A 12,639-nucleotide genomic window follows, 5' to 3' on the forward strand; every position below is an offset into this window, starting at 1 on the left:
GGGCGAGTCGCACACCCGACGGCGGCGGGGGCGCCGTGGATCTCGCCGGGCTCCTACGGTGGGGTGATGGCGGCTTCGCAGGAACACATCACCGCCGGACTTCCGCGCGGTGCGACCCTGGTGGACGGTGGCGTGGCGTTCCGGTTCTGGGCGCCGGCCGCGCGACGGGTGTACGTCGCTCTCGACGGCGTGTTCACCTACCTTCCCGACCCGGACGACGAGCTGGTGCTCGATCCGGCGACCGGGGACTGGACCGGGTTCTTCCCCGGTGTGGAGGCGGGCACGAAGTACCGCTTCTACGTGATCGGGGCCGGCGGTGAGGGCTTCAAACGCGACCCGCAGGCCCGTGAGCTGGAACTTTACGGCTATCCGGAGTGTGACGCGCTGGTCGTGGACGAGAGCGCCTACCCGTGGCACGACGAGGACTGGACACCGCCCGCGGCCGCCGATCTGATCGTCTACCAGTTCCACGTCGGCGTGTTCGCGGCCACCGACGCGATGAGCCACGACCGGCGCCCGCACCGGACGGCGAAACTGCTCGACGCCGTGCAACGGGTGCCCTATCTGGCCGAGCTCGGAGTTACCGCCGTGCAGCCGTTGCCGGTGGTCGAATTCCAGGGGGAATGGAGTCTCGGATACAACGGGACGGATCTGTTCTCGCCCGAGATGGACTACTGCGTGGATCCTCGGGCTCTGCCGCCGTACCTCGACATCGTGAATGATCTTCTGGCCGGGAAAGGGGCCGGGCCGCTCAAATTCGAGCAGCTGGCCGGGCAGGCCAATCAGTTGCGGGCTTTCGTCGACATCTGCCACCGGTACGGGATCGCCGTCGTTTTCGACGTCGTCTACAACCATGCCGGTGGTGGGCTCGACCCGCAGAGTCTCGACTACGTCGACCTGCCCGAGCAGCCCGGACCCTACAACAATCCGTATTTCTCGGCCGAGGGATGGGCCGGTGGCCGGGTGTTCGCGTTCGACCGGGCGCCCGTGCGCGAATATCTGACCGCCAACGCGCTGATGTTCCTGCGTGAATATCATGCCGACGGGCTGCGATTCGACGAGGTCAGCGTCATCGACGCCAAGGGCGGATGGACGTTCTGCCAGGAATTGACGACGACACTGCGAGCGGCCGCACCGGAAGCCGTGCTGATCGCCGAGTACTGGGCCGAGATCCCGCGGCTGGCGGTCGAACCGCCGCCGATCGGAATGGGATTCACGCTCGCCTATTCCGACCGGCTCCGCGACGTCGTCCGCGCGGTGATCGCCGACCGCGGTGCCGGGGTCGGGCGGATCGTCGACGGGCTGAACGCCCCGAGCTGGTCCTACCACTGCCTGGAGAATCACGATCTCGTCCTCGACATGGACGATCACCGGGCGCCGAGGATCGCGCAGCTGGCCGACCCGTCGAACCCGCGCTCCTGGTACGCGCGCAGCCGCTCCCGGGTGGCGACCGGCCTCCTGCTCACCGCGCCCGGCGTGCCGATGATCTTCATGGGCCAGGAGTTCCTGGAGGACAAGCTCTGGTCCGACAGCCCCGGCCGCACCGACCGTCTGATCTGGTGGGACGGCGCCCTCGGCGGCGACCCGCACATGGCCGACTTCCTGCGCTTCAGCCGGGACCTGATCCGGATGCGCCGCGCCCTGCCCGCCCTGCGCGGCGGCGCCGTCAGCATCATCTCCGTCGACGAGACCAACCGGGTCGTCGCGTTCCACCGCTGGGTTCCCGGCGTGGGCGAGGACGTCGTGGTGGTCCTCACGTTCAGCGAATCCACCCTGCACGACTACCGGCTCGGGCTGCCGCGGCCGGGCCGGTGGCGGGAGGCCTTCAACAGCGACTACTACGACCACTTCCCGAACCCTCAGGTCTCCGGGAATGCCGGCGCGGTCGTCGCCGACGGGTCGCCGATGCACGGCCTCGGGCAGTCCGGCGCGCTGACCGTTCCGGCCAACGGCCTGATCGTTCTCCGCCTGTAGCCCGCGTCCTGGGTCAGAGCCAGGTGCCGCCGGCCGTGACGGCGAGGTCGGGGCCGAACGCGGCGGCCGGGGTGAACGCGCCCGGCTTGCCCTCACCGTTCAGCAGTCGGACGGCGACCTCGGTCTGCGGCAGTTTCCGGAACGCCTTCGCGCAATGGCGGGAGACCCGGACACCCTTCCCGGAAGCGCTGGGGTCGACCACCGCCGCCATGCGCGAAGCCCTCGCCGACCACGCCCGCCAGGCTCCGCGAGCGGGTGTGTCAGGGCCAGCTCGCGGCCTCCCGGTCGAACAGTTCCGGCGGGCTCTGCACCGGCACCACGCAGAGCAGATGCCCACCGGGTGCCCGCAGCACCTGGTGCCCGCCGTGGTCGGTGACCACGCTCGCCCCGAGGCCCAGCAGCCGATCGGTTTCCGCCGGCACGTCGTCGGTCTCGATGTCCAGGTGGTATCGCGGCTGATCGTCCACGGACTGCACGATCATCGGGAAGCCGGCCACCGGCTCGGCCACCCGCGTGTATTCCGGCTCGTCGGGTGACTGCCGGGCGACTCCGCCGAGCGCGGCCGACCAGAATTCGGCCGACTCCGACGCCGATCCGGCCGGGGTGTCGATGAGCATTCCGAACAACCGGCTTCGATGCATGGGGCCGACTTTACGCGTAGAGATCGTCCAGCACCGGACGGTAACGCTCCTCGATCACCCGCCGGCGCAGCTTCATCGACGTCGTCAGTTCGCCGTTCTCGATGCTCAGCGGTTCTTCGAGGACCGCGAACTTCTTGATCGTCTCCCAGGAGTTGAGCGTCGCGTTCAATCGATCGATATCGGACTGCAGCGCTGATCGGAGGGCGTCCGAGCCGGCGACCGACGAGACGTCCAGGCCGTGGGCCGACGCGAATGTCGCGGCCTCGTCGGGATCGAGGTCGATCAGTGCCGTGATGTACTTGCGCTTCTCCCCGTGGACCACCAGCTGCCCGGCCAGCGGACAGATCGCCTTGAACCGGGACTCGATCGCCTGCGGCGCCACGTACTTGCCGTTCGACGTCTTGATCAGGTCTTTCTTCCGGTCGGTGATCCGCAGCGACCCGCGCTCGGTGATCTCCCCGATGTCCCCGGTGTGCAGCCACCCGTCGACCAGCACCGAGCCCGAGTCGATCCCGTGGTACCCCTGCATCAGCCCGGGCCCGCGCAGCAGGATCTCGCCGTCGTCGGCGATCCGGACCGACGTGCCCGGCAGGGGCCGGCCGACCGTTCCGTACTCGGGCCGGTCCGGCCGGTTGAAGATCGTCGTCGCGCACGACTCGGTGAGCCCGTAGCCCTCCGCGATCGGCAGCCCGACGGCCCCGAACCAGCGGGCGATGTCCGGGGACAGGGCGGCCGCCCCGGAGATGAAGAACCGCATCCGCCCGCCGAACCGCGCCCGCACCCGGGCCAGCACGAGCCGGTCGGCGATCCGGAACCGCAGGCCGGATCGGCGCTGCTCAGCCACCTCAACTGCCCAATTCAGGAGCCGCTTCTGTACGCCGGTGGAGGCGCTCACCGCGGCGTAGACCTTCTCGAAGATCCGGGGCACGGCCGGCATGATCGTCGGCCGGACCTCGCCCAGCCGTTGCACGATCCGGCTCACGTCGCCGTCCACCGCGAACGGGAAGCCGACCGAGAGCTGGCAGCTCAGCAGCGCCTTGCCGAACGCGTGCGAGAGCGGCAGCCACAGGTAGCCCAGGTCCTCGGGGTGCACGATCCCCATGGCCCGGATGGCCAGGCCCTGATAGATCCAGGCGCGGTGCGCGACCCGCACGCCCTTGGGCAGTCCGGTCGTCCCGGAGGTGTAGATCAGGGTGGCCAGGTCGTCCGGGCCGACGGCGGCGACGGCCGCCTCGACGGCCTCGGGCGAGCCCGTCCCGCGCAGTTCGGCGACGGTGAGGACGCGCGGGTCGTCCGAGGTTCCGGTGAGCAGGATCGCGCGTTCCACCGCCGTACCCGGAAAGAAGATCTTGGAAAGGAGATCGGGGCTCTCGACGATCGCGAAGCGGCTGCCGGAATCGGTCAGGATGTGGGCGACCTCGTCGGCCGAGGACGATGGGTAGACGGTGGTGGTGGCGCCGCCGGCGCACATCACGCCGAAGTCGGCCTCGATCCACTCGACGCGCGTGCCGCTCGCGATGGCCACCCGGTCCTGCGGCCGCAGGCCGAGCGCGAGCAGCCCGGCGGCGATCTCGGTGACCGCCGTCGCGGTCTGCCGCCAGCTCTGGCCGACCCAGCCGTCGGGGCCGGGCCGCAGGTAGGCGACGGACTGCGGCTGCTCGGCCGCCCGCTGCAGGAACATGGCCCCGAAGGACGCCGGTTCGTGCTCCTGGAGCTTCGCCAGCGTCGCGTTCTCGGCCGCCGGGGCGGTGCAGGTCTGCGTCATGGACACCTCGATGAACCGGTTGTGAGCCGGGTGGACCCAGGCGTTGTTCGGCCAACCTTTCCACGCCGTTCCGCGTCACCGGACAAGTCCTCGCCCGGGAACCGGCAGGATGGTCGTGGTCGGCCGCGCCCGCCGCCGGGTGCGGGACACGACGGGAAGGCCGCGCCCGGCGAAGGGTGCGGGGCAAGACGGGAAGGCCGCGCCCGGCGAAGGGTGCGGGGACATGACGAGGAAGCCGCGCCCGCCGCCGGGCGCGGAGCACGACGAGGAAGGCACCGACCGTGGAGACCGATCTGGAACTGGCCCAGCGGGCCGCACTCACCGGCGCGGCCGAGGCGCTGCGCCACTTCGCGGTCATCGCCGACCTGCCGCAGGAGAGGAAGAAGGACGGCTCGGTGGTGACCGTCGCCGATCGCGCGGTCGAGCACGCGATCCGCGACGTGCTGACCGCGGCCCGGCCGGACGACGCGATCCTCGGCGAGGAGCACGGCGAGACCGCGAGCGGCAACGGCCGGCGGTGGATCATCGACCCGATCGACGGGACCGCGCTGTTCGTCCGGGGCGACAACCGGTGGCTGGTTCTGATCGCCCTCGAAGTGGACAGCCTCGTGACCGTGGGCGTGCAACTCGTCCCGGCCCAGGGGCTGGGCTGGTGGGCCGAGCGCGGCCAGGGGGCGTACACGGGAAGGGTGGTGAATGATCGTCTGGTCGGCGCCGAGCGGATCCACGTGGCGAGCGCGCGACCCGCGGTGGGTGAGGCGCGGCTCGGCGTCGTGCCGATCGACTGGGGGCGCGAGGTGGCCGAACCGCTGATCGCGGTCGCCGCCGAGGAGCCCTGGCCGGTGCATCCGCCGCTGCTGGTGGCCCAGGGCGATCTGGACGTGGCGGTGCAGACCAGCGGGCAGATCTGGGACTTCGCGGCCAGTTCGGTGATCATCCCGGAGGCCGGTGGGGTGTTCCGCGGGCTCGACGGTCAGAAGCGGCCGGGGGCGGGGCCGTTCGCGTTCGCCAGCAACGAGGTGTTGCTCGACCAGGCGTTGAGCATCCTTCGCGGACGGAACGCTCAAATCACTCTTTAAGTCGAAAAATCGGACGTACGGTGGGGCGGATTGTCATCCAGCGTGAATGGAGTGATCCGTGATCCCCTCGCCCACCCGCCGTCGCCTTCGCCGGCTCGGCGTCGTCGGCGCCGCCGTCCTGCTCCTGGGCGGGACGGCCGCCTGCGGCGACGACAAGAGCGACGAGACCGCCACCCCGGCGGTGTCGGCGACCGTCACGTCGTACGAGAAGAGCGTCGCCGGTGTCGTCGCGGCCGCCAACGCCTTCCTCGGCACGCTGACCAGCGACGAGAAGGCGGTCGCGCAGCTCGACCTCACGCAGGAGAAGGCCGTCGCGTGGTCCAACCTGCCCTGTGGGTCGAGCTGCCGGCCCGGCGTGATGTTCGGCGACCTGACCGACCTGCAGGTGGCGGCCGGCAAGAGCGTGCTGATGACGGCGCTCGGGACCGGATCGGGGACCGGGTACCAGCGGGTTCTGCAGATCTTCGCCGCCGACGGATACCTGGGTGGGGTGCAGGCGAGCCAGGGGACCGGGAGCGGTCCGGGCGGGGGCATGTCGGGCTTTCCCGGCGGCTCGGGCGGGCCTCCCGGCGGGATGCCGGGTTCCGGTGGTCCTGACGGTGGCGGGATGCCGGGGGCCTCGGGAGACAGCTCCGGCGGCGGTGGCCTGGGCGGATACGACTCCGGCAACTACTACCTGGCGTTTCTCGGCACGCCCAGCACGACCGGCACCTGGCAGCTGCACTTCGGCGGCCACCACCTGGCGGTCAACCTGACCTACAAGGACGGCAAGGTCGAGGGCGCGTCCCCGTTCCACGTCGGCGTCGAACCGACCAGCTGGACCGACACCGACGGCACCAGGCATGAGCCGCTCGTCGACATGAAGAACGCGATGGTCGCCATGCTGGCCGGCTTGAGCAGCGCCGAGCAGACCAGGGCGAAGATCTCCGGGACGTACTCCGACATCGTGCTCGGCCCCGGCGCGGACGGCAGGTTCCCGGCCACCAGGCAGGGCCTGGTCGCGAGCGGTCTGAGCGCCGGCCAGAAGACCCTGATCCTCAACGCGATCAAGCCGTGGGTGGTCAACGCCGACGACGCGACCGCGACCACGCTGATGAGCACCTACGAGTCGGAGATGGACAGGACCTACGTGGGTTGGTCCGGCCACACCACGATGACCGATCATGCCGATTACGTACGGATCGACGGGCCCAGCGTCTGGGTCGAGTTCGTCTGCCAGAACGGCGTCGTGATCCAGAACCAGATCCACTACCACACGGTCTACCGGGACCACACCCGCGACTACGGCGGCGAGTTCACGTTCTCATGACCCGTCTCGTCCTCGCGGTGACTCTGCTGGCGGCGCTCCTGACCGGGACGCCGGCGTCCGCCCATCCGATGCCGCACAGCGTTGTCATCCTCGACGTGCACGCGTCCACGGTGACGGCGACCCTGCGGGTCCCGGCGACGGACGACTTCGTCCTGGCCGGCGGCCTCGACCCGGCCGTCTCCACGGACGGGGTGCGCGACTACGTCTCGGCCCATTTCCGCCCGGCCGCGCTGGACGGGCGGCCGTGGAAGGTGGCCGTGGGGACGGTCCGTCTCGAAGGGGCCGAGCAGACCGAGACCGGCCCGTACCGCGAACTGCTCGTCACCGCCACCCTCACCCCGCCCGCGGGGGGCGACCTCCGGCATTTCCGGCTGGGCTACGACGTGGTCGTGCACCAGGTCGTCACCCACACCGTCCTGGTCTCGGTCCGGGAGGACTGGGCGGCCGGGCGCGCTCCGGAATCGGCGGCCACCCAGGTCGGGGTGATCGCGCTCGACACCCGCACGATGACCGTTCCCGATCTGACCGTCGACCTCGGCCCGGGCAGCGCGTGGCGAGGTTTCGTGGCCATGGTCCGGCTCGGCGGCCGGCACATCCTGGAGGGCACCGACCATCTGCTGTTCCTGCTGGTGCTGCTGCTCCCGGTCGCCGTGCGGGCTCGGGGCGGGCGCTGGCGCGGGTCCGTCGGAGCGCGTTCCGCGGTCCGGCGCATCGCGGGGGTGACCTGCGCGTTCACGGCCGGGCACTCGGTGGCGCTGGCCGCCTCGGCGCTCGGCCGGGTCGCCCTTCCGTCCCGGCCGGTGGAGGCCTTCATCGCCGCCAGCATCCTGGTCGGGGCGCTGCACGCGATCCGGCCGCTGTTCCCGTGCCGGGAAGCGCTGGTGGCCGCCCTGTTCGGGCTGGGACACGGCTTGGCGTTCTCGTTCACGCTGGCCGGGATGGGGTTGTCCGGGAGCCGGCTGGCGGTGAGCCTGCTCGGGTTCAACCTGGGCATCGAGGCCGTTCAGCTGCTGCTCGTCGCGGTGGCACTGCCCGCCCTGGTCGTCGCGGCCCGGCTCCCGGTTCAGCCCTACCTCCGGGTGACCGGGGCCGCCCTCGCCGCGATCGCCTCGGGCGGCTGGCTCGTGGCACGCCTCGGCCGGCCCAACCCGGTGGCGGCTCTGGCCGACCGGATCGGCGCCCACACGGTTCTGCTGCTGGCCGGGTTGACGCTGGTGGCGGTGGTGTCCGGGGCGTGGGCCGTCCTGGTGAGCCCCGGCCGGGCGCGACCGGGGCCAGGGCGCTTTCAGGGGCGGCTCACCGCCGTACGCGACATGGTGTCGGCCCGGGAAAGCGGCCGCCAGGCCGCGGCAACCACCGTGAGCATCGCGAAGGCCGCGAGCCAGAACGGTGTCGTCACGGACCAGAACTGAGTGAGGGCCGCACCGAGCAGCCAGCCGATCGCCGCCCCGCCGGTCTCCAGGAGGCCGAAGGCGCTTCCGACCCGGCCCCGGAGCTGATCGGGAACGGTCCGCTGCCGGATGCTCGCCACGAGGACACCCCACACCGTCGTGTGCACGCCGAAGATCACGATGACACTGCCGGCGACGATCGGGTTCGTCGTGACGGCGAGTGTCAGATGGGTGATGACCTCGACGATCAGGCCGGCCCGGAGAACCCGGGCGGTTCCGAAGCGGTGGGCCAGGCGGGCGGCGGAACCGGCGCCGACCAGACCGCCCACGGCGAACGTGGTCAGCAGGAAGCCGTAGCCGACATCGGACAGGCCCAGGCGCTCCCGCGCGTAGAGCACGAACACCGCGAAGGCCGCGCAGAAGGCGATGTTGGCGACGCCCATCCCCGTCGCGAGGGTCCGCAACAGTCGGTGCCGCCCGAGCCAGCGCAACCCCTCGCCGATCTCCACCCGCAGATCACGCCGATCGTGAACCGCGGGAACCGGCGGGCCGAGCCGGAGGCTCGCGATCAACCCGGCCGCGACCACGAAACTCACCGCGTCCACCCCGAAGGGAACCGCGGCCGCCACCCCGTAGAGCCAGGCCCCGACCGGTTTCCCGGCGAACTGATCGGCGATGGTGAAGGTCGCGGCGAGCCGGCCGTTGGCCCGCTCCAGATCCTGCGGCGCCACCGCGGCCGGAAGCAGGGCCCCGTAGGCGGTGTCGGCCAGCGTCTCCCCGACCCCGAGCAGGAACACCGCCGCATAGATCACCGGCACCGACACGTGTCCGGAGGCGATCACCGCGGCCAGCCCGGCCAGCACCCCGGCCCGCGCCAGGTTCACCACGACGACCACCCGGCGCCGGTCCAGGCGGTCCACGAAGGCGCCGCTGACCAGCGAGAACAACAACCAGGGAAGCTGCCCGGCGAAGGCGCCGCCGGCGATCAGCGCGGGTGAGTCGCTGACGGTGGCGAGCAGCAGGGGACCGGCCACCATGGTGACCCCGTCGCCCAGGTTCGAGACCGCGGCCGCGGTCCACAGACGTACAAAATTGGAATGGGCAGGCACAACGGCTCCTCAAGCCAAGGATGAACGGTCGATGAGGGACCGCTCGCGGCGAGGAGCTGACCGCCGGGAAATCTCAGACGGCGCGCTCTCGCGGCGAGGCGGCGACCGTGTCCAGGTGAAGGCGCATGCCCGTCCTTTCCTCGAAAAGGGAACGTGTCCCCGAAAAAGGAATGTGCGGGGAAGCTTAACGCTTCCCCGCACCGAGGAGAATCAGGCGGCGTACGTGTTCAGGAACGCCAGCAGGTCCTCGCCCAGCTGCACCTTGTGCGTCTCGGTGATGCCGTGCGGCGCACCGGCGTACACCTTCAGCTCGGCGCCCTTGATCAGCGCGGCCGACGCCTTGCCGCCGACCTCGAACGGTACGACCTGGTCGTCGTCGCCGTGGATGACCAGGGTCGGGACGTCGAACTTGGCCAGGTCACCGCGGAAGTCGGTGGCCGAGAAGGCGGCGATGCTCTCGTACGTGTTGTGGTGCCCGCCGGTCAGGCCCTGCAGCCAGAACGCGTCCTTGGCGGCCTGCGAGACCTCGATGCCGTGGTTGGCGCCGAAGAACGGGCCGGCCGCGAAGTCCTGGTAGAGCTGGCCGCGGTCCTTCAGGGAGCCCTCGCGGATGCCGTCGAAGACGGACAGCGGCAGGCCGCCCGGGTTGTCCTCGGTCTGCAGCATGAGCGGCGGCACCGAGGAGACGAGCACGGCCTGCGCGACGCGGGCGGTGCCGTAGTTGCCGATGTAGCGGGAGATCTCGCCGCCACCGGTGGAGAAACCGATCAGGGTGATGTCACGCAGGTCGAGGGTCTCGATCACGGCGGCCAGGTCGGCGGCGTACGTGTCCATCTCGTTGCCGGTCCACGTCTGGTCCGACCGGCCGTGACCGCGACGGTCGTGGGCGATGACCCGGTAGCCGTTCTGCGCCAGGAACAGCTGCTGCGCCTCCCAGCTGTCCGAGTTCAGCGGCCATCCGTGGCTGAGGACGACCGGACGGCCGGTGCCCCAGTCCTTGAAGTAGATGTTGGTGCCGTCGGACGTGGTCACGTAGCCCATGGGGTTCCTTTCGGGGAGCCGCGCCGGGTGGCGCGGCCGTACTCCCATGCAATCAGCGCGGCCGGGTCCGGACCATGCAGAACAATACGCAGAACCATTTCCGCGTACGGCGGTGTCAGGCCAGCACCTGCAGGGTCTCCCGGGCCAGGTTCTGCAGCCGGCTGTGCGGGAAGTCCTCCAGCAGCTTGTTGGCGATGTGGACGGACGGGCGAGCCGCCTCGCGGGAGCCCAGCGCGAGCCGGGCCCGGCCGATGATCAGGTGCGCCTCGGCCCGGTACCCGGGGTAGCCGAACTCGTCGGTGTCCGGCAGCAGTTCCTCCGCCTCCCGCAGCGCCTCGGCCCAGCGCCCGAGCGTGGTCAGGGCCTCGGCCCGGGTGAGGTGCGCGTTGATCCGCGCGCCGAGTTCGGGCCGGTGCGCCACCGGCCGCCGGGCGATCTCGCGCAGCACGGCCGTGCTCTCGGCGATCGCCTCCTCGATGCGGCCCAGCTCGTTGAGGGCCCGGCCGATCCCGGAGCGCAGCATGACGTAGCCGTCGTGGTCGTCGACGGAATCGGCGAGACCGGCGGCCTGCAGGTACACCGGGTAGGCCTTCTCGGGGACGCCGGCGTGCCGCCACGCGTCGCCCGCGTAGCGCAGCGCCCAGGCCTGTTCCTTGACGTCGCCCAGCTCGACGGCGACCCGGTGGGCGTCCATGGCGATCCGGGCGCCCTCGTCCGGCCGCCGGGCGCACTGGGTGGCCGCCCAGGAGAAGTAGTTGATGTGCGTGACCTCCTGCCGCCGGTCCGGCAGTTTCGCGGCGGCGGCGGCCGACAGGGCGTACACGTCGTACCAGTAGCCGGCCCGGACGTACTTGTCCGAGTACCAGTGCATCGCCTCGGCCACGTCGACGACCAGTTGGTACTGCCCGCCGCGGAAGGCCGCGTTCAGGGCGCCCAGCCAGTTGCGCCGTTCGGCCTGCAGCCAGGTGTCGGCCTCCTCGGCGGTGGCCAGCGGGATCAGCCCGGACCAGTTCTCCGGAAGGCAGCCGTAGCCGGGCTCGAACCAGCGGCCGGCGACGACCGCGGTCTCCAGCAGCCAGTCGCTCATCTTCTTGGCCGTCGCGGAGCGGGTCCCGGCCGGTTCCTCGATCCGGAGCCGTTCCTCGGCGAACAGCCGGATCAGGTCGTGGAAGCGGTACCGGTCCGGTCCGGACTGCTGCAGCAGCCCGAGGTCGACCAGTTCGTCCAGGCCGTCGGCGGCGTCGTCGGGGTGGGCGCCGGTGAGCACCGCGGCCAGGGTGGCCGCGAAGTCCACGCCGGGCGCGTGCGCGAGCCGCCGGAACAGCTCGCGGGCCGGCTTGGTGAGCTGTGCGTGCGAGAGCGCGAACGCGGTGGCCACCCCGAGGTCGCCGGTGGTCAGGTTGGCCAGCCGCCGGTCGGCGTCGGCCAGCCGGGTGACCAGGTGCTCGACCGTCCAGGCGGGGCGGGTGGCGAGGCGGGTGCCGGCGATCCGCAGGGCCAGCGGCAGGTGCCCGCAGAGCCGGGCCACGGCCTCCACCTCGGCCGCCGCACGCGGGTCGGCGGCCTGCACGGCGGTCGCCCGCAGCAGCGCGGCCGACTCGTGCGGGGCGAGCGGGGCCAGGGCGATCCGTTCCACGCCGGCCAGCCCGCCCAGGACCCGCCGGCTGGTGACCACGGCCAGGCTCTCGCCGTCGCCGGGCAGCAGTGGCCGGACCTGGGCCTCGCTGCCGGCGTTGTCGAGCACGAGCAGGCAGCGGCGTTCGCCGAGCACGGCCCGGAGCTGGCTGGACCGTTCGTCGTCGCTCTCGCCGATCTTCCGGGAGTTCACCTCGAGCACGCGCAGCAGCCGGACCAGCGCGTCGCCGACCGGCATCGGTTCCGCGTCGGTGCCCCGCAGGTCGAGGTAGAACAGGCCGTCCGGGTAGCGGTCGCGCAGCTGCTCGGCCAGCCGCACGGCCAGCGCGGTCTTGCCCAGGCCGGGCTGTCCGTGGACCACGGCCACCGGGGCCCCGCCGAGGCCGGCCAGGGCGTGCCGGCGCAGCCGGTCGAGCTCGTCGGCCCGGCCGACGAAGTCGTTGATCGCGCGGGGCAGCTCGCACAGGCGGGGCCGGCCGGCGGATCGGGTGCGCTGCTGGCGGGCGGTGTCCTCCAGGCCGGGGCCGAGCACGTCGGTGAGGGCGACCAGGGTCCGGGCCTGGGGGGCCCGGCTGTGGCCGCGTTCCATGTCGCTGATGGCCCGGGCGCTGACGCCGGACGCCTCGGCGAGCTGTTCCATGGTCAGTCCCGCGGCGCGCCGCAGTTCCCGCAGTCTGCTTCCGAACTCCGACACG

9 protein-coding genes and 1 pseudogene are annotated in these 12,639 nt (G+C 71.5%); 4 read left to right on the plus strand and 6 right to left on the minus strand.

The genetic code is table 11. The features are described 5' to 3' along the window. Window positions 1–66: 66 nt before the first annotated feature. Window positions 67–1,974, plus strand: a complete 1,908-nt coding sequence (locus ACSHV8_RS06000) for an alpha amylase C-terminal domain-containing protein (protein WP_436530190.1) — start codon at window positions 67–69, stop codon at window positions 1,972–1,974. A 13-nt stretch (window positions 1,975–1,987) separates the two neighbouring features. Here the strand turns inward: ACSHV8_RS06000 and ACSHV8_RS06005 are convergent, their stop codons facing one another. The 3 genes from ACSHV8_RS06005 to ACSHV8_RS06015 are packed head-to-tail and all read right to left on the minus strand — an operon-like array spanning window position 1,988 to window position 4,380. Beyond that, window positions 1,988–2,185 (minus strand): hypothetical protein, encoded by a 198-nt coding sequence (locus ACSHV8_RS06005; protein ID WP_436530192.1) that lies wholly within the window; start codon window positions 2,183–2,185, stop codon window positions 1,988–1,990. 49 nt (window positions 2,186–2,234) lie between these two features. Continuing rightward, the gene (locus tag ACSHV8_RS06010) at window positions 2,235–2,615 is read right to left on the minus strand and encodes a VOC family protein (RefSeq protein WP_436530194.1); all 381 of its coding nucleotides are present in this window, start codon (window positions 2,613–2,615) and stop codon (window positions 2,235–2,237) included. A gap of 10 nt (window positions 2,616–2,625) precedes the next feature. Further along, on the minus strand, window positions 2,626–4,380 hold the full coding sequence (locus ACSHV8_RS06015) for an AMP-dependent synthetase/ligase (RefSeq protein WP_436530196.1): 1,755 nt from the start codon (window positions 4,378–4,380) through the stop codon (window positions 2,626–2,628). 281 nt (window positions 4,381–4,661) lie between these two features. Here ACSHV8_RS06015 and ACSHV8_RS06020 point away from each other — a divergent pair, with 281 nt between their 5' ends. The 3 genes and pseudogenes from ACSHV8_RS06020 to ACSHV8_RS06030 all read left to right on the plus strand — a co-directional run. Then, window positions 4,662–5,459, plus strand: a complete 798-nt coding sequence (locus ACSHV8_RS06020) for an inositol monophosphatase family protein (protein ID WP_436530198.1) — start codon at window positions 4,662–4,664, stop codon at window positions 5,457–5,459. Window positions 5,460–5,517: 58 nt separating this feature from the next. Then, window positions 5,518–6,768 (plus strand): DUF3500 domain-containing protein, encoded by a 1,251-nt coding sequence (locus ACSHV8_RS06025; RefSeq protein ID WP_436530200.1) that lies wholly within the window; start codon window positions 5,518–5,520, stop codon window positions 6,766–6,768. 569 nt (window positions 6,769–7,337) lie between these two features. Beyond that, a pseudogene (locus ACSHV8_RS06030) lies at window positions 7,338–7,808 on the plus strand (HupE/UreJ family protein); the annotation flags it as partial. A 245-nt stretch (window positions 7,809–8,053) separates the two neighbouring features. On the opposite strand, the gene ACSHV8_RS06035 reads toward ACSHV8_RS06030, so the two are convergent. From ACSHV8_RS06035 to ACSHV8_RS06045, 3 genes are all read right to left on the minus strand, one after another. Then, window positions 8,054–9,268, minus strand: coding sequence for an MFS transporter (locus ACSHV8_RS06035; protein WP_436530202.1), 1,215 nt, complete (start codon window positions 9,266–9,268; stop codon window positions 8,054–8,056). 210 nt (window positions 9,269–9,478) lie between these two features. Beyond that, window positions 9,479–10,309: an alpha/beta fold hydrolase gene (locus ACSHV8_RS06040; RefSeq protein ID WP_436530204.1), complete on the minus strand. Its 831-nt coding sequence runs from the start codon at window positions 10,307–10,309 to the stop codon at window positions 9,479–9,481. Window positions 10,310–10,424: 115 nt separating this feature from the next. Further along, a complete protein-coding gene (locus tag ACSHV8_RS06045) occupies window positions 10,425–12,638 on the minus strand; it encodes an ATP-binding protein (RefSeq protein ID WP_436530205.1) in 2,214 nt (737 codons plus the stop codon). Between the last annotated feature and the right edge of the window lies 1 nt (window position 12,639).

The sequence above is a fragment of the Actinoplanes sp. HUAS TT8 genome, from assembly GCF_051380535.1.
Taxonomy (GTDB): domain Bacteria; phylum Actinomycetota; class Actinomycetes; order Mycobacteriales; family Micromonosporaceae; genus Actinoplanes.

Excerpts from the sequence above, each read along its gene's own strand:
- ACSHV8_RS06000 (WP_436530190.1), top strand. The coding sequence starts at position 67 with ATGGCGGCTTCGCAGGAACACATCACCGCCGGACTTCCGCGCGGTGCG.
- ACSHV8_RS06005 (WP_436530192.1), bottom strand. The coding sequence starts at position 2,185 with ATGGCGGCGGTGGTCGACCCCAGCGCTTCCGGGAAGGGTGTCCGGGTC.
- ACSHV8_RS06010 (WP_436530194.1), bottom strand. The coding sequence starts at position 2,615 with ATGCATCGAAGCCGGTTGTTCGGAATGCTCATCGACACCCCGGCCGGA.
- ACSHV8_RS06015 (WP_436530196.1), bottom strand. The coding sequence starts at position 4,380 with ATGACGCAGACCTGCACCGCCCCGGCGGCCGAGAACGCGACGCTGGCG.
- ACSHV8_RS06040 (WP_436530204.1), bottom strand. The coding sequence starts at position 10,309 with ATGGGCTACGTGACCACGTCCGACGGCACCAACATCTACTTCAAGGAC.